Origin of the sequence: Stenotrophomonas sp. (genome assembly GCF_036662295.1) — a bacterium.
Taxonomy (GTDB): Bacteria; Pseudomonadota; Gammaproteobacteria; order Xanthomonadales; family Xanthomonadaceae; genus Stenotrophomonas.
On record NZ_JAVWXA010000001.1, the window covers coordinates 103,439 to 127,197 of the forward strand.

Genomic DNA, 23,759 nt, shown 5'->3' on the forward strand with positions numbered 1-23,759 from the left:
TGGCACTTGCCAGCGCCGCCACGCCTGTTGCAGCATCGGACCGGTTCCAATCCTGTCCCGATCGCATGGCCCGTCCCCCGCCGGACCTGCATCGCCCACCTGTCCGCCGCTGGCGGCCGGGGTGATGCGGTCTGCCGTGGTCGCCGATGCGGGCATCGCCTGCCGCCTGCCCCTTCCGGGAGTCTCCTGCATGACCGTGTCCGCTCCGCGCTCCGCCCGCCCTGCCCTGTTGCCGCTCGCCCTTGCCCTGGCCTGTGCCTCGCTCGCCCTGCCCGCGCTGGGCCAAGGCCTGCAGACCTCCTTCGAAGCCGGCGAGCCGGCCCCGCTGGGCGGCACGCAGGCACTGCAGGTGGCCATCGGCAACGGGCCGCGCGCGCCTTACGCGGCCAAGCCCGGCGTGGGCTACAGCGGCCTGCGCGCCTTGCATTACACCGGCGCCGGCGGCACCCAGCAGCGTCGCCTGTTCGATACCGACCTGGCCATCGAGGCCGACACCACGCTGAGCTGGATGGTGCTGCCGGAGATCGTCGGTGGCGATACGGTCGCCTCCACCTACGTCTCGCTGGACCTGCTGCTCGACGACGGCAGCCGGGTCTCGGCCAGCGCCGCGCGCGACCAGCACGGGGTGGCACTGGGCGCGGCCGCGCAGGGCGACTCGAAGACGCTGTACCCGCAGCAGTGGGCGCGCAAGGCGGTGCGCCTGGGCGACGTCGCCGCCCTGCGCGGCCGCCGCGTGGTGGCGGTGGAGCTGCAGGTGGCCAGCGCCAGCGGCGCCCCGGTGGCCGGATGGATCGACGATGTGCGCCTGGACCCACAGCCACGCGTGGCCCCGCAACGCGCCTCGGCATGGGTGCTGACCACGCGCGGCACGCAGGCCAACGGCACCTTCTCGCGCGGTAACAACTTCCCGGCCACCGCCGTGCCGCACGGCTTCAACTTCTGGACCCCGGTCACCGATGCCGGCGCATTGAACTGGCTGTACCGCTGGAACGAGCAGAACGATGCGCGCAACCGCCCGCAGCTGCAGGCGCTGGCGCTGAGCCACCAGCCCAGCCCGTGGATGGGCGATCGCCAGACGTTCCAGGTCATGCCTTCGGCCAGCCGTGGCGTGCCCGAGGCCGACCGCGCCAAGCGGGCGCTGTCCTTCTCCCACGACAACGAACAGGCGCGGCCTTACCGCTATGACGTGCGGTTCGACAACGGCATCGCCGCGGCCATCGCCCCCACCGACCACGCCGCGCTGTTCCAGTTCCGGTTCCCGGACAAGGGCGATGCCAACCTGCTGTTCGACAACGTAGACGCGCGCGGCGGACTGACCCTGGATGAAGCGACACAGACCCTGTCCGGCTACACCGACACCCGCAGCGGCCTGTCCAACGGCGCCACCCGCATGTACGTGGTGGCCGGCTTCGACGCACCCTGGCGCGCCAGCGGCCGTATCCAGACCGGCCGCCCCACCGGCTACATCAAGTTCGACCCGGGCCCCGCGCGCACGGTCACGATGCGCATCGCCACCTCGCTGATCTCGCTGGAGCAGGCACGCCACAACCTGGCCCTGGAGCTGGCCGCCGATGACACCCTGGAACGTGTGGCCGCGCGCGCACAGGACGCGTGGGACGCGCGCCTGGCGCCGTTCGACATCGGCGATGCCAGCGACGATGAGAAAACCACGCTGTACTCCAGCCTGTACCGCCTGTACCTGTACCCCAATTCCGGGCACGAGAACGCCGGCACCGCCGCCGCGCCGGACTGGCGTTATGCCAGCCAGGCCAGCGCCGCCGAGGACAACACCGACGGCAGCGCCACGCGCAGCTTCGCGCCAATCCGCGACGGCAAGGTGTACGTCAACAACGGCTTCTGGGACACCTTCCGCACCACCTGGCCGGCCTATGCGTTGTTCACCAAGGACGACGCCGGGGCGCTGGTGCAGGGCTTCCTCGAGCAGTACCGCGCCGGCGGCTGGGTGGCGCGCTGGTCCTCGCCCGGCTATGCCGACCTGATGGTGGGCACCAGCTCGGACGTGGCCTTCGCCGATGCCTGGCTGAAGGGCATCGGCGGCTTCGATCCGGAAGAGGCCTACGCGGCGGCGCTGCGCAATGCCACCGTGGTGCCGCCGGACCGCCACGTGGGGCGCAAGGGCATGCAGCACTCCACCTTCCGCGGCTATGCCAACACCGAGGTGCACGAGGGCATGTCCTGGACGATGGAAGGGGCGCTCAACGACTTCGGCATCGCCAACATGGCCCAGGCGCTGGCCAGGCGCGCGACCACGGCCGCCGCGCGCGAGCGCTACGCCACCGAGGCGGACTACTTCCGCCACCGCGCCGGCACCTACGCCACCCTGTTCGATCCGGCCGCCGGCTTCTTCCAGGGCCGCACGGCCGATGGCCAGTGGCGCCTGGCCGCCAAGGACTACGACCCGCGCGTGTGGGGCCATGACTACACCGAATCCAACGGCTGGACCTTCGCCTTCACCGCCGCGCATGACGGCGAAGGCCTGGCCTCGCTGTATGGCGGACGCAAGGCGCTGGCGGCGAAGCTGGACGCCTTCTTCGCCACTCCGGAAACCGCCGACCCGGCCCTGGCCGGCTCCTACGGCGGCACCATCCACGAGATGACCGAGGCGCGCGACGTGCGCATGGGCATGTACGCCCACAGCAACCAGCCGGCGCACCACATCCCGTGGATGTACCTGTATGCCGGCCAGCCGTGGAAGACCCAGCAGCACGTGCGCGAGATCCTGGCGCGGCTGTACGTGGGCAGCGAGATCGGCCAGGGCTACCCCGGCGATGAAGACAACGGCGAAACCTCGGCGTGGTACGTGCTGGCCTCGCTGGGCCTGTACCCGCTGCGCATGGGCGCACCCGAGTATGCGATCGGCTCGCCGGCCTTCCGCCACGCCAGGGTGACCCTGCAGGGCGGCGCCGTGCTGACCGTCAACGCGGCCAACAACACGCGCGAGAACGTGTACGTGCAGTCGCTGAAGATCAACGGCCAGCCGTGGCACAAGACCTGGGTGCCGCACGAGGTGATCGCCAAGGGCGCCACGCTGGACTTCGTGATGGGCCCCGCGCCGTCCACCTGGGGCAGCGGGCCGGATGATGCGCCGCGTTCGCTGACCGCGCGCGGCCAGCGCCCCGCGCTGCTGCATGACCTGCTGGGCGGCAACGCGCGCGCCCAGGGCGCCGATGGCCGCGCGTTGCCCGCGCTGCTGGACGACGATGCGGCCACCCTGGTGCAGACCGGTGCCGCCACGATCACCTTCAGCGGCGTCAGCGAGGGTGTGCCGGCGATGTACACGCTGACCAGCGGCAACGGCCCCATCCGCGGCGGCGAGTGGACGCTGGAAGCGCGTACGCAGGGCGGGCGCTGGACCACGCTGGACCAGCGCCGCGGCGAAGACTTCGCCTGGGCGCAGCAGACCCGACCGTTCGCCATCGCAGCGCCCGGCCGCTACGCCGAGTACCGGCTGCGCATCGCCGGGCCGGGCCGGATGCAGCTGGCCGAGGTGGAATTGCTGGCACCGGCGGGGGCGAAGTGAGCATGGGCATGAACGGATTTCTGCAGCGGGTGGCAGGAGGGAGGGTCGGGAGCCGGCCAGCGGCCGGCACTACCGCGGGCGCCCGCGCCCCGCCCCCCACCGCCGGGGGGGGGGGGGGCGGGGCTGGGGGGGCGCGGGCCCGCGGCGGCCACTACCGGGGGGCGCGGGGCGATGGGTGTCGGGCGCTGGCCCGTGGCCGGCGCTGCGCTTCTGCTGGGGGCGCTGGCGATGTTCGATGCCGCCGCCTTCGAGGCACGCCAGCAGCGCGAGGGGGTGATGCTGGACTACAGCGACCCCACCGACGCGCTGGCGGCGCCGATGCGCGCACGCATCATCGACACCTTCTTCGCGGCCTACCTGCGCGAACGCGCCGACTTCCATCCGCAGGCCCCGTCACGGGCGCGCATCGTGATCGACCCGGGCTACGAGGGCGTGGCCTTCGTCGGCGATGGCGACGGCGCGGCCACGATCACCATCAACCCGGGCTGGCTGGCCAGGCATCCCGACGACGTGGACCTGGTCACCCACGAGGCCATGCACATCGTGCAGGGCTACCCGTCCTACGCCAACGAACGCGTGCCGGGCTGGCTGGTGGAAGGCATCGCCGACTACGCCCGCGACCTTTACGGCCGGGAGAATGCCGCCGCCGGCTGGGCGCTGCCGACTGTGGTCAAGGACGGGCAGCAGTTCGATACCGGCTACCGGGTCACCGGTGCGTTCCTGAAATGGAGCGAGGCGCAGCACCCGGGCCTGGTGAAGGCGCTGGACGGCGCATTGCGCGACGGGCGGTACACGCCGGCGCTGTGGGAGGCACGCACGGGGCTGGCCTTGCCCGCGCTGTGGGCAGCGTACGTGCAGGCGCGCTGAGGCGCTCGCATTCCACCGCAGCTGGGCCGGTGGGTGTTCGATGATCGGGCATCTGGAGGAGCCGGCCAGCGGCCGGCACTACCGGGGTGGGTCGGTACGCCGCTGCTCAGCGCGCGCCCACCAGGCCCGCATACAGCGCGAACAGCTGCTGGAAATAGCGTCGGGTCATTCGATGGCGCATGGCACGGCTCCGGCACGCAAGGGGGATATGGTCGGGCCCAGGGCGGCGGGAGCTGGGGGCCCTCCGCCGCGGCCGGGCCGCGTGGGCGTATTGGGCCCGTGCCAGGTTGCAGGGCGGTGACGGGCGTGCGGCGGCGTCGTTGCAGAGATCACGATGAACGTAGGGCGACGGGGCTGCGGATGGGCTGCGCGAAGGTCACGGGCAAAAAAGCAGCGGCGCTTTGCGCCGCTGCTTTTCTCCAAGGTCTACCGACCAACGGTCGGTAGCTACCCGATCCGGGTTTCGCTGCGAAACAAAAAACGCGCCTTTGGGGCGCGTTTTTTGCAACTCGCGGTGGAGAAGGCCTCAGGCCTTCTCCGCCTCGAGTTGCTTCCGGATCTGCGCATCCACGGCCGCGATCGCGGTCATGTTGAGCACGCGGCGCGAGGTGGCGCTGGTGGTCAGGATGTGCACCGGCTTGGCCACACCCATCAGGATCGGGCCGATCGCCACGCCATCGGTGAACACGCGCACCAGGTTGTAGGCGATGTTGGCCGCCTCCAGGTTGGGCAGCACGAACAGGTTGGCGCGGCCCTTCAGCGTGCTGTCGGGCAGCAGCTTCTGGCGCAGCGCCTCGTCCCAGGCGGTGTCGCCCTGCATTTCACCGTCCACGTTCAACCGCGGGTTGCGCTTGAGCAGCAGCGAGCGCACGGTGCGCATCTTCAGCGCGTCCTTCGAATCGTGGCTGCCGAAGTTGGAGTGCGATAGCAGCGCCACCTTCGGCTCGATCCCGAACAGCTTCATGCGGTAGGCCGCCTGCAGGGTGGCTTCGCAGATCTGCTCGGCGGTGGGGTCTTCCTGCACGTGGGTATCCACGAAGAAGAACACGCCCTGCTGGTTGATCACCCCGGTCATGGCCGAGGTGGAGGTCACCTTGGATTCCAGCGGCAGCACGCTGCGCACGTAGCCCAGCTTCTTGTGGAAGCGGCCGACCACGCCGGTCAGCATGGCATCGGCTTCGCCACGCGCCACCATCACCGCGGCGATCAGCGTGGGCCGCGAGCGCATCAGGTTCTTGGCCGCCGCCACGGTCACGCCGCGACGCCCGGTGAGGTTGTGGTAGTACTGCCAGTAATCGTTGAAGCGCGGGTCGTCGTTGATGTTGGTGATGTCGAAGTCGACACCGGCCTTCATGCGCAGGCCCAGGCGCTCGATGCGCGATTCGATCACGTCCGGGCGGCCGATCAGGATCGGCTGCGCCAGGCCTTCATCGACCACGTTCTGCACCGCGCGCAGCACCACTTCTTCTTCGCCCTCGGCATACACCACGCGCTGCTTGTCCGAGCGCGCGCGGTCGTAGACCGGCTTCATCATCAGGCTGGTGCGGTAGACGAACTGGGCCAGCTTCTCGCGGTAGGCGCCCATGTCCGCGACCGGGCGCGTGGCCACGCCCGAGTCCATCGCGGCCTGGGCCACGGCGGCCGACAGCTCCACCAGCAGGCGGCGGTCGAACGGGCGCGGGATCAGGTAATCGCGGCCGAAGCTCGGGGTTTCATCGCCATAGGCCGAGCCCAGGTCGCTGGCTTCGCGGCGGGCCATCGCGGCGATCGCGTGCACGCAGGCGATCTTCATTTCTTCGTTGATCGCGGTGGCGCCCACGTCCAGCGCACCGCGGAACAGGTACGGGAAGCACAGCACGTTGTTGATCTGGTTCGGGTAGTCCGACCGACCGGTGCCGATCAGCGCGTCCGGGCGCACCGAGCGCGCCAGCTCCGGCATGATTTCCGGCGTGGGGTTGGCCAGCGCGAAGATCACCGGGTCCTTGGCCATGGTCTTGACCATGTCCGTGGTGAGGATGCCCGGGGCCGACAGGCCCAGGAAGATATCGGCGCCATCGACGATCTCGGCCAGCGTGCGCTTGTCGGTATCGCGGGCGTAACGGGCCTTCTCCGGGTCCAGGTCGGTGCGGCCGGTGTGGATCACCCCGTCGCGGTCGAAGGCCAGGATGTTTTCCTTCTTCAGGCCCAGCGAGACCAGCATGTTGACGCAGGAAATACCCGCCGCGCCCATGCCGGTAGTGGCCAGCCGCACTTCTTCGATCTTCTTGCCCGTCACCGCCATGGCGTTGAGCACCGCCGCACCGACGATGATCGCCGTGCCGTGCTGGTCGTCATGGAACACCGGGATGTTCATCCGCTCGCGCAGCTTGCGCTCCACGATGAAGCACTCCGGCGCCTTGATGTCTTCCAGGTTGATGCCGCCGAAGGTGGGCTCCAGCGACGCGATGATGTCCACCAGCTTGTCCGGATCGTTCTCGTCGATCTCGATGTCGAACACATCGATGCCGGCGAACTTCTGGAAGAGCACGCCCTTGCCTTCCATCACCGGCTTGCCGGCCAGCGGGCCGATGTTGCCCAGGCCCAGCACGGCGGTGCCGTTGGAGATCACCGCGACCAGGTTGCCGCGTGCGGTCAGCTCGCTGGCCTGCTGCGGGTCGGCCATGATCGCTTCGCAGGCGTGTGCCACGCCCGGCGAATAGGCCAACGACAGATCGCGCTGGGTCAGCATCGGCTTGGTCGCTGCGACGCGGATCTTGCCCGGCGGCGACATGCGGTGGTAATCGAGGGCAGCCTGTTTGAAATCTTCGTTGGACATCGCTTTCTGCAGATGAATGGGCGAGAGGAACAGGGGATCATACCCCCGTTGGCGTGGACGGACCTGTCGCTACGCTGTCGCGGCCATGCTGCAAGTGCACATATTCCAGGCCGTTCGGCAGCGTATGCAGCCAGCGTGACCGGCTGCGATGACAAACCACATCACCGGTGTTGCAAGGGAAAAAGGCAGGGCCTGCCCTCCAGGGGGAGTGGGCAGGCCCTGCAGACACACACGCGGGCGGCGGCTCAGCGCGCCGGGGCGGTCAGCGGCGACGGCAGGTCGTCGGTGGCCAGCGCCGGCAGCTCGGCCTCGCGGCCATCCAGGGCCAGGGCCAGGCGGTCGCGGTCCAGCGCGCCTTCCCAGCGCGAGACCACCACGGTGGCCACCGCATTGCCGATGAAGTTGGTCAGCGAGCGGCATTCGCTCATGAAGCGGTCCACGCCCAGGATCAGCGCCATGCCGGCCACCGGCACTTCGGGCACCACCGCCAGGGTGGCGGCCAGGGTGATGAAACCGGCACCGGTGACGCCGGCCGCGCCCTTGGAGCTGAGCATCGCCACCAGCAGCAGCGCGATCTGGTGGCCCAGGGTGAGCTCGGTATTGGTGGCCTGGGCGATGAACAGCGCGGCCAGGGTCATGTAGATGTTGGTGCCGTCCAGGTTGAACGAGTAGCCGGTCGGGACCACCAGGCCCACCACCGACTTGGCGCAGCCGGCGCGCTCCATCTTCTCCATCAGCGAGGGCAGCGCCGACTCGGAGGAGGAAGTGCCCAGCACCAGCAGCAGCTCGGCCTTGAGGTAGCGGGCCAGCTTGAACACCGAGAACCCGCACAGCCGGCACACCACGCCCAGGATCACCGCCACGAACAGGAACGCGGTGAGGTAGAACGAGCCCACCAGCCAGGCCAGGTTGATCAGCGAGCCGACCCCGTATTTGCCGATGGTGAAGGCGATGGCGCCAAACGCACCGATCGGGGCGGCCTTCATCAGGATATGCACCAGGCGGAACACCGGGGCGGTCAGCGCCTCCAGGAAGGTCAGCACCGGGCGGCCCTTCTCGCCGGTCAGGGCCAGCGCCACGCCGAACAGCACCGCCACGAACAGCACCTGCAGGATGTTGCCATCCACGAAGGCACTGACCAGCGTGGCCGGGATGATGTCCATCGCAAAGCCGGTCAGGGTCAGCTCATGGGATTTCTCCACGTAGCTGTGGACCGCGGTCTGGTCCAGGTCGGCCGCGTTGATGTTCATGCCCGCGCCCGGCTGCACCACGTGCGCCACCACCATGCCCACGATCAGGGCCAGGGTGGAGAAGAACAGGAAGTAGGCCATCGACTTGGCAAACACCCGGCCGACGGTGCGCAGGTGGGTCATGCCGGCGATGCCGGTGACGATGGTCAGGAAGATCACCGGGGCGATGATCATCTTCACCAGCTTGATGAACGCATCGCCGAGCGGCTTGAGCGATTCGGCGAAGGCCGGCTCGAAGTGGCCCAGGATGGCGCCCAGGACGATGGCCACCACCACCTGGAAGTACAACTGGCGGTAGAAGGGCAGCGGCTTGGCCACGGGGGCGGCGGCGGTGGGAATGTGCATGACGGACTCCGGGTGACGGTACTGACGCGTCCGGCCCGCAAACAGCGGCAGGCCGGTTCCGTGGGGAACCCCGCAGCCCCGTTGCCTCTTCGGGTGCCTGCGATGGATGGACGCATTTGTACGCGCGAGTCACCGCCGCGCAGATAACCTATTGGTACTAGCCCCCCGGTTCAGGCGGCGTTGGGTGCCTACACTGCGCCCACACCGCCCTCCCCCACGGCGGCGAGTGGCCGCGCCGCGCCCGCCAGGGCAACAGTTTCCGGCGTTGCGGCCGTTGTTGTCCTGTCCCGTCTCAAAGAGAGAGCTGCACCTCCATGCGCCCGACCCCGACCCTGCTGGCCCTGTGCCTGGCTGCTTCGCCCGTGCTGGCTTCGGCCGCCGATTTCGACAACTGGCCCACCAAGGTCGCCTTCGCCGACGGCACCGAACTGGCCGCCACCGGCAACATCGCCTACGACCTCAACGATTTCTCCGGCAACAGCGGCATCGAGGACGCCGATGCGGTGCGCCGCAAGGAATTTGGCGCCACCCTGAAGAAAAAGGGCGTCTACGACGCCATGGTGTACTACGACTTCCAGGCCGATACCTGGCTGGACGTGTTCGTGCGCTTTGAGAGCAAGGCCTTCTTCGGCCGCGACGTGGGCCGCTTCCGCTTCGGCTACATGAAGACCCCGGTCGGCCTGGATGCGGGCACCTCCTCGCGCGCCGGCAGCTTCCTGGAGACCGCCCTGCCCGTGCAGGCCGTCTACGAAGGCCGCCGCACCGGTGCCGAATGGGTGCTGGAGCGCCCGCAGTACCTGCTGCAGGCCGGCGCTTACGGCGGCAAGGACCTGCAGGGCGACAACCCCGGCACCACCCAAGCCGTGCGCGCGGTGTGGACCCCGGTCAAGGCCGCTGGCGACGTGCTGCACCTGGGCCTGGCCTACTCGCAGGAAAATCCGCGCGGCTATCGCGATGGCCGCGACGTGCACCATGAAGCCAGCGCCCGCCTGCGTGCCCGCCCGGAAGCCGGCCTGACCGACATCCGCCTGGTCGATTCCGGTGCGCTGGCCACCGCCGACCAGATCCGCCGCACCGGCCTGGAAGGCATCTGGATCCGCGGCCCGTTCTCGGTCCAGGCCGAAGCCCTGCAGACCACCGTGACCCGTGAAGGCAAGCCGGACTACACCGGCAACGGCCAGTACGCGATGGCCAGCTGGGTGCTCACCGGCGAATCGCGCCCGTACAACGCTGGCGCGGTGGCCAACATCAAGCCGGCCCACGACTACGGCGCGGTGGAACTGGTGGCCCGCTACAGCCGCCTGGACCTGGATGACGCCGACGTGTTCGGTGGCCGCCAGCACGACTGGACCGTGGGCGCCAACTGGTACCTCACCAGCCACTTCAAGTTCCAGGCCAACTACGTGAAGGCCGACGCCAGCCGTCGCGGCGTGCACACCACGCCGGAGATCTTCGAACTGCGCGCGCAGATGCACTTCTGATCGGCGCACGGGCGGCGGGCGTGCACACCACGCCCGCCGCGCGACCGTAGACTGCCGCCATGTACTGGTTCGGCCGCCATCGCACCCTGCTGTTGACCCTGCTGCTGTTGATCGGCGGCACGCTGCTGTGCGCGGCGGCGGCCGGCCACTACGCGTGGCGGCGTGCGCTGGCCGCCGAGAGCGTGCAGGTGCAGCGCCAGCTGGAGTTGTACGGTCAGGGCCTGCAGCAGCGCATCGACCGCTTCGGCACCCTGCCCCAGGTGCTGGCGCTGGACCCGGACCTGCGCCTGGCCCTGCGCGGCCCGCTGGCCCCCGCCGCACGCCAGCGCATCAACCTCAAGCTGCAACGCGCCAACCAGGTCACCCGCGCCTCCACCCTCACCCTGGTGGGCCAGGATGGCGTGGCCGTGGCCGCCAGCAACTGGGACCAGCCCAGCAGCAACGTGGGCGAGGACTACGCCTACCGCCCCTACTACCGCCAGGCATTGGCCACCGGCCGTGGCCGCTTCTACGGCATCGGCATGACCACCGGCGTGCCCGGCTACTTCATGTCCCAGGCCATCGAGCAGGAGGGCGTGCGCATCGGCGTGGTGGTGATCAAGATCGAACTGTCCGCGCTGGAGCAGGAGTGGCTGCCCAGCCCGGACGTGGTGCTGGCCAGCGACGAGCACGACGTGGTGTTCCTGGCCAACCGCGACGCCTGGCGTTATCGCCTGCTGCGCCCGCTGGGGCCCACCGAGCGCCGCGAGATGCTCGACGCGCGCCAGTACGCCGACCGCTCGCTGCAACCGCTGCGGGTGCGCACCGAGGATGTCCTGCCCGACGGGGGGCGCATGGTGCGCCTGCAGGACCCGGCGCTGCCCAGGGCCATGCTGTGGCAGACCCTGCCGCTGCCCGAAGAGCACTGGAACCTGCACCTGCTGCACGATGCGGGCGCGGCCACCAGCGCCGGGCGCAGTGCGGCCATCGGCGGCGGCGCGGCGTGGCTGGCGCTGGGCTTCCTGGTGTTGTTCATCCAGCAGCGCCGGCGCCTGGCCGCGCACCGACAGCGCAGCCGGCGCGAGCTGGAAAGCGTGCTCAAGCAGCACGCCGAAGAACTGCGCACCGCCCAGGACGGCGTGCTGCAGGCCGCCCAGCAGGCCGACAGCGGCCTGAGCCGCAGCCTGGCCCACCTGCCGCAGGGCGTGGTGGTGATCGACAGCGAGCAGAACCTGGTGGCCTGGAATGCGCGCTACCTGGAGCTGTTCCGGTTTCCGCCCGACCTGATCCGGGTGGGCCGGCCGATCGCCGAGGCCTTCCGCTACAACGCGCGGCGTGGCCTGCTCGGCCCCGGGCCGATCGACGAGGCCATCGAGCGCCGCCTCAACCACCTGCGCAGCGGCCGCCCGCACATGCGCGAGAGCGAAAAAGACGACGGCACCGTGCTGGAGATCCGCGGCAACCCGCTGCCCGACGGCGGCTTTGTCACCAGCTATGCCGACATCACCGCCTACAAGAACACCGCGCGCGAGCTGCGCTCGCTGGCCGATGCGCTGGAACACCGCGTGGCCGAGCGCACCCGCGACCTGGACGAGGCGCGCCGCGAGGCCGAGCGCGCCAACCGCTACAAATCGCGCTTCGTGGCCTCGGCCGTGCACGACCTGCTGCAACCGTTGAATGCCGCGCGCATGTTCGTCTCGGTGCTGCGCGGCAAGCTGGCCGGCGATGCGCGCGAGCTGAGCGAACACGTGGATGCGGCGCTGGCCGCGCAGGATGCGATCCTGACCAGCCTGCTGGACATCTCGCGGCTGGAATCGGGGGCGCTGCAGACCCACGTGCACGCCTTCGCCCTGTCACCGTTGCTGGAAACGCTGGCGCGCGAGTTCGGGATCGCCGCCGAGGCACGCGGCCTGCAGCTGCGCTGGGTGGACACGCGTGCGGTGGTGGTCAGCGACGAGGCACTGCTGCGCCGCATCCTGCAGAATTTCCTGTCCAATGCCCTGCGCTATACGCCGCGTGGACGCGTGTTGATCGGGTGCCGGCGCGTGGGCGACCAGTTGCGCATTGAAGTGCATGACCAGGGGCCGGGCATCCCGGAGAGCCTGCAGGGCGAAATATTCGAGGAGTTCCGCCGGTTGGATGATGGGGTGGAACAGGAGCGTGGCGCTGGGCTGGGGTTGGCGATCGTGGAGCGGATCGGGCGACTGCTCGGCCACCGCATCACGCTGCACTCCACGCTGGGGCGTGGCAGCGTGTTTGCGGTCAGCGTACCGCTGGGCGTTGCGGCGGCCATTCCGGCGCCCGCGCGGGTTGCGGCCGTGGCCGCTGACGCCGGCGATGACAGCCCGCTGCGGCATTGCCGGGTCTGGAGCATCGATGACGATCCGCGCGTCTGCGCCGCCACCCGCGCGTTGCTGGAGCGCTGGGGCTGCGCGGTGGAACTGGCCGACGGCCCACAGGCCGCGCTGGAGATCGCCTCGGCACTGAACGTGCCGCAGTTGCTGCTGCTGGACGTGCGCATGGGCCAGTGGCATGGCCCGGCGCTGTACGAGCACCTGTGTGGCCTGTGGCAGGCGCGGCCGCCGGTGATCCTGGTGACGGCCGAGCGCGATGACGCGTTGAAGGCGCAGGCGGTTGAGAACGGCTGGGGCTTCCTGTCCAAACCCGTGCGGCCGCCTGCGTTGCGGGCGTTGATGACGCAGTTTCTGGTGCGGCATCGGGGATAGCGTTGGTAGTCGTCAGCGGAGGCTGACGACAGGCGAGAAGTCGACCTTCCAGATATCCAATTCGAAAAGGTCGCCGTCATTGTCCAATGACAGCGTAACGATGACCTCAACGCCATCTTCGTCCAGAAACACTTTCCTGACCAATTCCTCCCCGAGGTGCCGATCAAGCTTATCGGACACGAATCTTATGCTCCCCATCCCTCCGTCATCCATATCCTCAACGCTGACAATCGAGAGCGCTTCTGGACTGAGGTCAAGGGAGACCGGGACGCCGAGGAGCATGATCTGCATCAGCGACAGCTCAGCGTCGGAAAGGGGCCTTACACGGGCTCGCTCCTTCGTGGGGACACATCGTGCGGCACACCAAAGCCCCTAGTCATGGCATTACAAAATACTCAACTTCCAGCTCGATACTCATCTCCACGAGCAATGACATCAACTCGCCGTCCAGACGTAGACCTGACATCACCTCAAAAAACACGCCCACGTAAAGCGCAACGCGCCCCCCTTCTTGGACAACTCGGGAGAAGTAGTCACGATGAGGGCGTAGGAGAGAGAGCACATCCCCCACGCCATGGACAAGGTAGCCAGGGGTCTTTTCCACAAGATCAAACGACGCCACACTCCTCTGGTACACACCACTCAGCGGGTCACCTGTCGGCGTTTTCCGCGGGGTGCCAACGGTATGCCCGATATCTGCCGACATCTGCAGAGACGCTTCTATATCCTCGTGACATAGGGCCGGATGGGTAACCCTGAGGGTTATTGCATAAAAGTCATTCACTGCGTCCCCTTGCCTTTCGGCAGGCTCAATATCCAGGATACACGCCGAACGCCAAGCTTATTTTAGAGTCGCTCCTTAGATCTATTTTATTCATTACTTTCCCTTATACTGACCCCTATAGGCCATTACAATACCATTACCTCCAACGATCACCGTCACGTTGGTTCACCGGGTCATAATAGTTCATCGTATCGCGAACAGACCTCCCGGGAAGATTGTTAACAATCGAATCCAGCAACGATACCGGGATATTCCTTTCAACTCTCTCGCTTGAATAGTGGCGAGAAAGCGGAATTCCGCCTGGAGTTCGACCGTAGCTTAAATTGACCGGGCAACAGCGCGGGAGCAATGAGAACACCAACGGCCTGCTTCGCCAGTTCCTGCCCAAAGGCGTGGACCCATCCGTTGCAAGCCAGGAATACCTCAACCAAGTGTCGTGGTTGATGAACACCCGCCCACGTCAGACGCTGGGGTGGAGGGCGCCGGCAGAAGTGATGGATGTTGAGCTAAAAGCTCTCAGATCAAGTGTTGCGCTTGCAATTTGAGACTGCCCACTGATACCACCCCCCCGGTTACGCATAACGAGTGGCCGACTATTCGCGCTCTTCGGGGTATATCTCAATGGTGACCCCCATACCTGCTCTGGCCAATCGCTCGACTAACAGAGAGTCGAGCTCGAAGCCACCAAGATCCCTGACGAAAGCACTTACATAAAACTCCACTTTCCCGCCCGCATCAACAATACTCCTGAAGAAATCAGTATGCACCTCAAGGCGACCAAGCCAAGTATCGAGCTCATCACCGAGTTCGACTATTTTCTTTCTCACCATCGGCATTGATACATAGGTCTCTTCATAGACTCCACCCAAGAGAGCTCCAGACGGAGAAGTCCTAGCACCCCCCGCAGTATGAGCGAATCTTTCAGGAAGGCCTATTCGATCAGATATTGAACCATGCGGGAGAGTCGGATGCCACACGCGCAGCGAAATATTTAGCAGAATCTTGCTCACACTCAATCTCCATATTTATAATCGGAAATATTTCCTTCTTTCCGCCCTTTTCCATTCTTCGCTCCAACCCAAATGTCGCCATTCGGAGCGATCCCGGTCCAAGTCGTTGAGCCGGTAAAAGCACCGTCCTTGATCGCCTCAACAGTATCATGGTCCAAACCAAATGGCTTCTTTTACACACCATTCAGCGGATCACCCGCCGGCGTTGTACGCGGGGTGCCAACGCTATGTCCGATATCTGCCGACATCCGCAGAGACGTTTCTATCTCCTGGTGACGGACGGACGGATGGATAACCCTCAGGGTTATTGTATAGAAGTCATTCACCGCGTGCCCTTGCCTTTCGGCAGGCTCAAGATCCAGGATAAACGTCGAACGCCAAGCTTATTCTCAAGTCAGCCAGATGCCTCAAGAGTCCGTCCTCCAGGACAAAACCCGAGTTCTCGGCAGAGAACCACCCGATGAACAACTCAAGATGCCCCCCCGGTTGAAGATAGGCTGTCTAGAAAGCCCTTACTCCTCGCAAGCTCTTGGCTGAAACTCGCTATCGCAAGCTCGAGTGTCACATCGCCCGACCTTGCCTCATGGCACCAGAACGATGCCTCCCTGGTGCCACCGAGCGCATCCCCTTTGGGGCTGAGCCTCGCGTCCCCCGCCGTGTATGAAAAATCCGGCTCAAGGCCAAGTTGACGGCTTATCTCAAGATGTCGAATGCTGGGATGCGTGATTCGAAGGGAAATCCTGTATCGCGCCTTTTCAGTCATGGCCAGGCTCACCCACCCTCGCAGTGCTTGGCGTGATCGGGATAGGCCTGCTTACACCAACGCACCCATTTCCGCACATTCTGCAGCCGCTGCGCAGACGTCGCACCATTGGACACAGACTCGAATCCCTGCCCCGTCATCTGATTCAAAAGCGCTGAAAGCGCATCGTGAACCGTCTCCGACTTGTAATGGCGAAACGCCTCAAAAGACTGCGGCGACGTGTTGGCGAATGCGATGGTCCTGGAGGCGACAGGTCGCATGTCTCCAAGATGCGCAACGATGTAGGGAACTGCCGGCTCGCCCATATGCTCGAGCGCTTCCATCGCCTTCATCTGGGAACGCGGAGACCTGGTAGCACTGTCGACCAGCAGGGAAACATGAATCTCCATCGATTCATCTGTTCTGCCGGTTGCGCAAGAAGATAGAACCAACACTGCCATGACACACCAGCTTGATCGATCAATGGCCATCCTGTTTCCTTTGATCATCTGCATCCAAACGCATCGAGGATCGCCTTCCTGTCTGCGGGCGAAACTACTTCCTTATGCTGCGCCATTTTTTCCCTCCCAGCCTACAGGAGGGAGCATCACCACCGGCCCGATCTCGCCATCACGATCTTCCGACCTCATCAGGCATCCGCCCGCATGCGCCTCGGCGAACGCGCGACCTCACCCATCCAGCCCCGCACCCGCATCACCTTCCGGCTCCAATGCCTTGACCAGCACCGCCGCCTGCGTGCGGCTGACGCACTCAAGCTTCTTCAGGATCGCGGTGACATGCACCTTGACCGTGTTCTCGGCGAGGCCCATTTCGTAGGCGATCTGCTTGTTGAGCAGGCCATCGGCCACGTACAGCAGCACGCGGAACTGCTGCGGGGTGAGCTGGGCAAGGCGGGCGGCCAGCAGCGCGTCCGATTCGGAGCGCTCCGCTGCCATCGCCGGGAACCAGACCCCGCCGTCGAGCACGGCGGCCACGGCCTGGCCGATGGTCTCGGCCGGCGCGGATTTGGGAATGAAACCGGCCGCGCCGAACTGCTGCGCGCGGCGGATCACGCGGGGGTGGTCGTTGGAGGAGACGATCACCACCGGGATGTCCGGATGCGCGCCGCGCACGTGCAGCAGCGAGGAAAAGCCGCGCGCGCCGGGCATGGTGAGGTCCAGCAGTACCAGCTCGATGTCCGGGTTCTGGTCCAGGGCCGCTTCGAGGGTAGAGGCGCTGGCCACTTCGATCACCTGTGCCTGCGGCAGTGACTGGCGCAGGGAATGGACGACGGCGGCCCTTAGCAGCGGGTGGTCGTCGGCGATCAGGATAGTGACGTGGCTCATGCGGCCATTGTAGTGAGGTTGCGCCCGAGGCGGCGCGGCCCATCTGGAGGAGAGCCCCCTTGATGTTCAAGGGGGCGCGCCAACGGCGCGGGGTCAAGGCCCCGCTTGCTGCCGCATGCTGCCGCGCCAAGCCTCGAGGAACTGCCGGCGCTTGAGCCCGTCCAGGTACACCAGCAGCCCCGGACCGAGCTGGATGGGGCGGTAGCTGCGCTCTGGCGAGCGCCCGCGCTGCTGGCCCTGGGCCGGCAGGATGGGCATCAGCCGGGCCTCGCGCGAGAGCACCTGCTGGCCGCGGGGCGACAGCAGGTAGTCCAGGAAGCGGCGCGCCTCTTCGGGATGGCGGCTGCTGCGCGGGATCACCGCCGTGCGCAGCACCACCAGCGTGTAGTCCTCCGGCTCGACGATGCCCAGAGGCGCGCCCGCCTCGATGCGCGCCTGTGCATAGGAGCCCAGCACGTTGTAGACCAGCGACAGCTTGCCGCTGCTGACCTGGTCCAGCAGCACGCCGGTGCGCTCCTCCAGGTGCACGCCGTTGTCGCCGAGTGCGCCCAGCAGGGCACCGGCCATGCTGCCGCGCTGCCCATCCTGGGTGGCCAGCAGGTAGCCCACGCTGCTGCGCTCCACGTCGTAGGTGCCCACCTTGCCGTGCAGCGGGGCATCGGGCGCGCGCAGCAGCTCCAGCAGCTGGCGGCGCGTGCGCGGCACGCGTGCGGCCGGCAGGGTGCGGGTGTTGTAGACCATCGCCACCGGCTCGTAGCTGATGCCGAATGCCTCATGCCGCCATTGCGCCCACGGTGGCAGCGCATCGGTCTGCGCCGAGCGGTGCGGCAGCGCGTGGCCGTCGTTGACCAGCTTGGTCTGCAGGTCCATGCCGCTGCTGATGAGCATGTCCGGGGCCTGCGCGCCGCCGCGGTCGCGCAGGTAACGGGCGTAGATGTCCTGGGTGATCACGTCCTCGTAGAGGATCTCGGTGCCGGGGTGCAGGCGCTGGTAATCGGCGATCACCGTGGCGAACACCTCGATGTCGGTCGAGCCGTGGATGCGCAGCTGCGCGGTGGCCGCGCCCCTGGCCGGGAAACGCTGCACGTCACCCGGCGCGGCAGACGCCTGGCCCACCACCAGCAGCAACAGCAGCCACCCTCCCCAGCCTCGTCGCATCATGCGTGCATCCTCGGCAGGCGGATGGTGGCCACCAGGCCGCCCTCCACCCGGTTGCTCAGATCGATCCGGCCGCCATGGCCATCCACCACGCGCTTGACGATCGCCAGGCCCAGCCCGGCGCCGCCGGCAGCCGCGCCCTCACCCCGCGCGAAGCGCTCGAACACCCGCTCGGCATCGGCGGCGGCAATGCCGGGGCCGTGGTCGGCGATGGTCAGTACGAAATGGCGCGCCTCCTCGGTGAGGGCCACCTGCAGCGCGCCATCGCCACCGTATTTGAGGGCGTTGTCGATCAGGTTCTTGATCGCCTCGCGCAGCAGCAGCGCGTCGCCGTGCACCCAGGCCGCCTGTGCGCTCACCGCCAGCTGCACGCGTGGGGCCGGCAGCGCCTGTGGCAGCGCCTCGTGCAGGGCCTGGTGCACGGTCTCGGCCAGATCGACCGGGCCGAAGCGCTGCAGGTTGGCGCGGTGGATCACGCTGGCATCGCTGAGCAGCTGGTTGAGCAGCCGGCTCATGTGGGTGGCGTTGCGCTCGATGGCAAGCAGGCTGCGCCGCATGTCCTCGGGCTCCTCCTCGTCCAGCGCCAGCTGCGCCTGCGCGCGCAGCGCCGCCAGCGGCGTGCGCATCTGGTGCGCAGCCTCGGCCATGAACGCGCGCAGGGTCTCGTTGCTGCTCTGCAGCCGGCCCATGAAATGGTTGAGCGCGCCGACCATCTTGTCCATCTCGCGCGGCACGCTGGCATCGAGCGGCTTGAGGTCGGAAGGCTCGCGCCGCGCCAGCTCGCGCTCCATGCGCACCAGCGGCCGCAGCGCGCGATGCACGCCCAGCCCGACCAGTGCCAGCGACAGCAGCGAGAGCACCCCGATCGCCAGCAGCGCCCGGGTCACCATGTCCTGCGCCAGCGCCTCGCGCGCCCGCCGGGTCTGGCCGACCTGCACGCGCACCTCGCCCTGCGCCGAGGGCGAGGACACCCGCCGCGACACCACCACGAAGCGCACCTGCTCGCCGCTGTAGGGCGCATCGAACAGCTGCGGCCGATCGCTGGGGGCCTGCGGCGGCGCGGGAAGGTCCGGGTAGCGGGTCACGGTGACGTCGCGCGCATCGGACACGCGGTAGAACACGCGGTCCTCCGGCGCCATCGCCAGCAGGTCCAGCGCGGCATAGGGCAGGTCCACCTGCCACTGCGCCTCCACCAGCGCCACCGAGTCGATGATCGACAGCGCCGAGGACACCAGCAGGTGATCGTAGGAGCGGTTGGCCGCCCGCTGGCCGTAGGCGCGCGCGCCGAACAGCAGGGCCACCGCGAACAGCGCCAGGAACGCCCCCAGGTACAGCCACAGCGTGTGCCGGATCGAGCCGGAGGTGCGCGGGTCAGTACTCATCGGCGGCCGCGCCGGCCGGGTCGTCCAGCGCCTCCAGCAGGTAGCCGCTGCCGCGCACGGTGACGATGCGCAGCGGCGCCTCGGCCAGCTTGCGGCGCAGGCGGCCGACGTAGAGCTCGATCGCGTTGGGCCCGGCCTCGTCATCGAACCCGAACAGGCCGTTGCCGATCTCGTCCTTGCCCACCACCTGGCCCAGCCGGCCCATCAGGATCTCCAGCAGGCGGTACTCGCGGTTGGGCAGCTCGATCGGTTGCCCGTCCAGGCTGACCCGGTGCGAGGCGTTGTCGAACTGGAACGTACCGATCTGCACCACTTCGCTGGCCTGGCCACGCGTGCGCCGCAGCAGCACGCGGCAGCGCGCCTCGAACTCGCGGAAATCGAACGGCTTGCCCAGGTAATCGTCGGCGCCCACGTCCAGCGCCTGCACGCGGTCCTCGATGCCATCGCGGGCGGTCAGCATCAGCACCGGGGTGCTGTCGCCGCGCTCGCGCATGCCGGCCAGCACGCGCAGGCCGTCCAGCTTGGGCAGGCCGATGTCCAGCACCACCAGGTCGAAACGCTGGTAGCGCAGCACGCTGGCGGCGGCCAGGCCATCGCGCTGCCAGTCCACCGCGTGGCCGCTGCGGCGCATGCGGCGAACGATGGCATCGGCCAGGTCCGGGTTGTCTTCCACCAGCAGCAGGCGCATGGGTCGGATTCTTCGAAGGTGCACGAATGCTAGCGCGAGCGGCCGCTGCCGTGGGCTTCGCTGCACTGCACAAACCCCTGACAGGTGGATGACAGCTTCCCGGCACTAGGCTGCGCCATCGCCTCGCGGCCCGCCGTGGTGCGAACAACGACAACACCGCACCGACGTGCACCTGGGAGGGTCCGTGGAACTGAACACACTGCGCTGGCGCACGCCGGCCGCCTGCACCCTGCTGATGCTGGCCGCGCCCCTGTGGGCCGCCGAGGGCAGCGACGAGGACCGCCCGGTCACGGCCACCGTGGGCGGCCGCCTGCACCTGGATTTCGCCGATTTCAGCAACGACAGCCGGGGCACCCCGAACAAGGACGACACCGAGATCCGCCGCGCGTGGATGGACGTGTCGGGCAAGTTTTTCGTGGTGGACTACAAGCTGGAAGCGGATTTCTCCGGCGACCGGGTGGAGGCCAAGGACGTGTTCGTCAGCCGCAGCTTCGGCGATGCCGGCAAGCTCACCGTGGGCCAGTTCAAGCAGTTCTTCTCGCTGGACGACCGCACCAGCTCCAACTACGGCACCTTCCTGGAGCGCGGCAACGCCGGTACCACGCTGGCACCGCTGTACCGCCTGGGCGCTTCCTGGCAGGCCGCCCATGGCGACATGACCTGGGCCGCCAGCGCCTACAGCCTGGAAAGCATCGATGCCTGGCAGGTCAAGGGCCGTGCCGCCGGCGGCCGCGCGACCTGGGCCCCGGGCGCCACCGCGGGCGAGGTGCTGCACCTGGGCGTATCGCTGGCCCACGAGCGCTATGACCATCCCGGTGCCAACGGCGCGCCGGGGCTGAAAATCCGCCCGCGCCCGACCGGCCACCTGTCCGACAACAGCCGCCTGACCCTGGTGGACTTCTCCTCCGGCCGCGATACCGACGTCAACAAGTGGTCGCTGGAGTACGCGCAGGTGCGCGGCCCGCTGTCCTGGCAGGGCGAGTTCAGCGGGGCCACCTTCGATGACGGCAGCCAGCGCGGCAAGGTGCTGGCCGGCTACGGCCTGGTGAGCTGGTTCATCACCGGCGAATCGCGCGTGTACGACCGCAAGACCGGCCGCTTCGGCCGGGTCAAGGACTTCCAGCACAAGGCCGGCGCGTTCGAGGTGGCCCTGCGCTACGACCAGATGCGCGGCGACCAGCACCTGATCGGCCAGCCGGACCTGCGCGATGCGCAGACCCAGGCCTGGACGCTGGGCGGCAACTGGTACATGCGCCCGAACCTGCGTTTCATGCTGAATCTGATCGAGAGCCGCAACCGCGACCGCCTGGCCGCGGCCACGGTGGACCGCACCCGTGCGGTGACCGGCCGCCTGCAGTTCGATTTCTGAGCCTTCCCTTCCGCACTACCCCTCCTGGAGTCTGCAGATGATGCTGAGCATCCTCGGCTTTGGCATGGTCATTACATTCATGTACTTGATCATGAGCAAGCGGCTGTCGCCGCTGGTCGCCCTCATCACGATCCCGATCGTCTTCGCCCTGCTGGGCGGCTTCGGCGCGGGCATCGACGAGATGATGCTGGAGGGGATCAAGAAGATCGCGCCCACCGGCGTGATGCTGATGTTCGCCATCCTGTACTTCGGGGTGATGATCGATGCGGGGCTGTTCGATCCGCTGGTGCGCATCATCCTGCGCTTCGTCAAGGGCGATCCGATGAAGATCGTGCTCGGCACCGCGATCCTGGCGATGCTGATCTCGCTCGACGGCGATGGCTCGACCACCTACATGATCACCGTCTCGGCGATGCTGCCGCTGTACCAGCGGCTGGGCATGAATGCGTTGAACATGACCTGCGTGACCATCCTGGCCGGTGGCGTGATGAACCTCACCCCGTGGGGCGGGCCCACCGCGCGCGCGGCCACCGCACTGCACGTGGACCCGGCCGATGTGTTCGTGCCGCTGATCCCCTCGATGGTGATCGCCTGTGCCGGCGTGCTGGTGCTGGCGTGGTACCTGGGCCTGAAGGAGCGCCGCCGGCTGGGCGTGGTGAGCCTGCCGGCGGGCGGCAGCTGGATGGACAACAGCGTGTCCGATGACGGCAACGCGCTGCCCACGGTGGAAGACGCCGAGGACATCAAGCGACCGAAGCTGCTGTGGGTGAACCTGGCGCTGACGCTGGCGCTGATGGCCGCACTGATCATGGGCGTGCTGCCGATGCCGGTGCTGTTCATGGTGGGCTTCGCGATCGCGCTGGTGATCAACTACCCCAACCTGGCCGAGCAGCGCCGCCGCGTGGTCAACCACGCCGGCAACGTGTTGTCGGTGGTGGCCTTGATCTTCGCGGCGGGCATCTTCACCGGCATCCTCAACAACACCGGCATGGTGGAGGCGATGTCGCACAGCTTCCTGGCGATCATCCCGGACAGCTGGGGCCCCTACCTGGCGGTGATCACCGCGATCGCCTCGATGCCGTTCACCTTCTTCATGTCCAACGACGCCTTCTACTTCGGCGTGCTGCCGATCCTGTCCGAGGCGGCCGGCAACTACGGCATCACCCCGGTGGAGATGGCGCGCGCCTCGCTGGCCGGGCAGCCGGTGCACCTGCTCAGCCCGCTGGTGCCCTCCACCTACCTGCTGGTGGGGCTGGCCAAGGTGGAATTTGCCGACCACCAGAAGTTCACGCTGAAGTGGGCGGTGGCCATCTCGCTGTTGCTGATGATCGGCGGGCTGCTGTTCGGCCTGTATCCGCTTGCATCCTGATCCGCCTACCAAGGAGCGTTCTGCCATGACCCTTCGCATCGCCTACGTCACCAGCGGGATGGGCAGTGTGGGCACTGCCATCTGCCAGAAGCTGGCCCGCAACGGCCACACGGTGGTGGCCGGTTGCGCCCCCCATTCGCCGCGCAAGGCCGGCTGGCTGCGCGAGCAGCGCGAGCTGGGCTTTGATTTCATCGCCTCCGAGGGCAACGCGGCAGACTGGTCGTCCACAGTGGCCGCCTTTGCGAAAGTGAAGGCGGAGGTGGGCGAGATCGACGTGCTGGTGAACAACGCCGGCGGCAGCCGCGACGTGCTGTTCCGGCAGATGAGCCCGGACGACTGGAACGCGGTGATGGGTTCCAACCTGCATGCGCTGTTCAACATCACCAAGCAGGTGATCGACGGGATGAGCACGCGCGGCTGGGGCCGGATCGTGAACATCGGGTCGGTGAGCGCGCACAAGGGCCAGATCGGGCAGGTCAACTTCGCCACGGCGAAGGCGGCGATGCACGGTTTCAGCCGGGCGCTGGCCAACGAGGTGGCCACACGCGGCGTGACGGTCAACACGATCTCGCCGGGCTACATCGCCAGCCAGTCGATCAGCAGTTTCCCACCGGATGTGCTGGACCGGTTGGCCGGTTCGGTGCCGATCCGCCGGCTGGGCAAACCGGAAGAAGTGGCCAGCCTGTGCGCGTGGTTGGCGTCGGATGATGCGGCGTATGTGACCGGTGCGGACTATGCGGTGAATGGTGGGTTGCACATGTTCTGATGAACTGGCGTGCCATGCAGGCACGCTTGACCTCCCCCACGAGGTGGCCGCGGTGCTGAGAGGCGTCGCGGCTTTTTTTTGGTTGGTGACCCGTCCTGAATTGAGTTGACACCTTTTCCCTCTGGAAAAGGAATGTTCAAT

At 67.4% G+C, this 23,759-nt stretch carries 17 protein-coding genes and 1 pseudogene; 8 read left to right on the forward strand and 10 right to left on the reverse strand.

Features of this window, described 5'->3' with window-relative positions; all coding sequences use genetic code 11:
- Positions 1-190 precede the first annotated feature (190 nt).
- Positions 191-3,541: a GH92 family glycosyl hydrolase gene (locus tag RSA25_RS00460; RefSeq protein ID WP_332806949.1), complete on the forward strand. Its 3,351-nt coding sequence runs from the start codon at positions 191-193 to the stop codon at positions 3,539-3,541.
- 228 nt (positions 3,542-3,769) lie between these two features.
- Entirely contained in the window at positions 3,770-4,408 is a 639-nt protein-coding gene (locus tag RSA25_RS00465) for a basic secretory protein-like protein (protein WP_332806967.1), read from the forward strand.
- 526 nt (positions 4,409-4,934) lie between these two features.
- Here RSA25_RS00465 and RSA25_RS00470 read toward each other — a convergent pair.
- Together RSA25_RS00470 and RSA25_RS00475 are read right to left on the reverse strand one after the other, a co-directional pair.
- Positions 4,935-7,223: an NADP-dependent malic enzyme gene (locus tag RSA25_RS00470; RefSeq protein ID WP_332806950.1), complete on the reverse strand. Its 2,289-nt coding sequence runs from the start codon at positions 7,221-7,223 to the stop codon at positions 4,935-4,937.
- 245 nt (positions 7,224-7,468) lie between these two features.
- Entirely contained in the window at positions 7,469-8,818 is a 1,350-nt protein-coding gene (locus RSA25_RS00475; protein ID WP_332806951.1) for a dicarboxylate/amino acid:cation symporter, read from the reverse strand.
- A gap of 314 nt (positions 8,819-9,132) precedes the next feature.
- On the opposite strand from RSA25_RS00475, the gene RSA25_RS00480 reads away from it, so the two are divergent.
- Positions 9,133-10,299 carry a porin gene (locus RSA25_RS00480; protein ID WP_332806952.1) on the forward strand — a complete coding sequence of 389 codons (1,167 nt, stop codon included), beginning with the start codon at positions 9,133-9,135 and terminating at the stop codon, positions 10,297-10,299.
- Positions 10,300-10,358: 59 nt separating this feature from the next.
- Entirely contained in the window at positions 10,359-13,004 is a 2,646-nt protein-coding gene (locus RSA25_RS00485; protein ID WP_332806953.1) for a PAS-domain containing protein, read from the forward strand.
- 12 nt (positions 13,005-13,016) lie between these two features.
- Here the strand turns inward: RSA25_RS00485 and RSA25_RS00490 are convergent, their stop codons facing one another.
- Both RSA25_RS00490 and RSA25_RS00495 read right to left on the reverse strand, forming a co-directional pair.
- Positions 13,017-13,295: a hypothetical protein gene (locus RSA25_RS00490; protein WP_332806954.1), complete on the reverse strand. Its 279-nt coding sequence runs from the start codon at positions 13,293-13,295 to the stop codon at positions 13,017-13,019.
- 85 nt (positions 13,296-13,380) lie between these two features.
- Complete coding sequence (locus RSA25_RS00495; RefSeq protein ID WP_332806955.1) at positions 13,381-13,788, reverse strand: hypothetical protein; 408 nt, start codon at positions 13,786-13,788, stop codon at positions 13,381-13,383.
- Positions 13,789-14,123: 335 nt separating this feature from the next.
- Between RSA25_RS00495 and RSA25_RS00500 the strand changes: the two are divergent.
- A pseudogene (locus tag RSA25_RS00500) lies at positions 14,124-14,333 on the forward strand (IS30 family transposase); the annotation flags it as partial.
- Between the two features lie 48 nt (positions 14,334-14,381).
- Here RSA25_RS00500 and RSA25_RS00505 read toward each other — a convergent pair.
- From RSA25_RS00505 to RSA25_RS00530, 6 genes are all read right to left on the reverse strand, one after another.
- Positions 14,382-14,798, reverse strand: coding sequence for a hypothetical protein (locus RSA25_RS00505; protein WP_332806956.1), 417 nt, complete (start codon positions 14,796-14,798; stop codon positions 14,382-14,384).
- Positions 14,799-15,569: 771 nt separating this feature from the next.
- On the reverse strand, positions 15,570-16,055 hold the full coding sequence (locus tag RSA25_RS00510; protein ID WP_332806957.1) for a hypothetical protein: 486 nt from the start codon (positions 16,053-16,055) through the stop codon (positions 15,570-15,572).
- A gap of 174 nt (positions 16,056-16,229) precedes the next feature.
- Entirely contained in the window at positions 16,230-16,886 is a 657-nt protein-coding gene (locus RSA25_RS00515; protein ID WP_332806958.1) for a response regulator transcription factor, read from the reverse strand.
- Positions 16,887-16,979: 93 nt separating this feature from the next.
- The gene (locus tag RSA25_RS00520; RefSeq protein WP_332806968.1) at positions 16,980-18,044 is read right to left on the reverse strand and encodes an ABC transporter substrate-binding protein; all 1,065 of its coding nucleotides are present in this window, start codon (positions 18,042-18,044) and stop codon (positions 16,980-16,982) included.
- Positions 18,044-19,426: a sensor histidine kinase N-terminal domain-containing protein gene (locus RSA25_RS00525; RefSeq protein WP_332806959.1), complete on the reverse strand. Its 1,383-nt coding sequence runs from the start codon at positions 19,424-19,426 to the stop codon at positions 18,044-18,046. The genes RSA25_RS00520 and RSA25_RS00525 overlap by 1 nt, the downstream gene beginning before the upstream one ends.
- Positions 19,416-20,114 carry a response regulator transcription factor gene (locus RSA25_RS00530; RefSeq protein ID WP_332806960.1) on the reverse strand — a complete coding sequence of 233 codons (699 nt, stop codon included), beginning with the start codon at positions 20,112-20,114 and terminating at the stop codon, positions 19,416-19,418. Before RSA25_RS00530 ends, RSA25_RS00525 begins: the two co-directional genes overlap by 11 nt.
- Positions 20,115-20,349: 235 nt before the next feature.
- Here RSA25_RS00530 and RSA25_RS00535 point away from each other — a divergent pair, with 235 nt between their 5' ends.
- Genes RSA25_RS00535 through phbB form a run of 3 tightly spaced genes read left to right on the forward strand, consistent with a single transcriptional unit; the run spans position 20,350 to position 23,618 of the window.
- Positions 20,350-21,483, forward strand: a complete 1,134-nt coding sequence (locus RSA25_RS00535) for a porin (RefSeq protein ID WP_332806969.1) — start codon at positions 20,350-20,352, stop codon at positions 21,481-21,483.
- Between the two features lie 40 nt (positions 21,484-21,523).
- Positions 21,524-22,852: a CitMHS family transporter gene (locus RSA25_RS00540; RefSeq protein ID WP_332806970.1), complete on the forward strand. Its 1,329-nt coding sequence runs from the start codon at positions 21,524-21,526 to the stop codon at positions 22,850-22,852.
- A 25-nt stretch (positions 22,853-22,877) separates the two neighbouring features.
- Positions 22,878-23,618 (forward strand): acetoacetyl-CoA reductase, encoded by a 741-nt coding sequence (gene phbB, locus RSA25_RS00545; protein WP_332806961.1) that lies wholly within the window; start codon positions 22,878-22,880, stop codon positions 23,616-23,618.
- Positions 23,619-23,759: the final 141 nt, after the last annotated feature.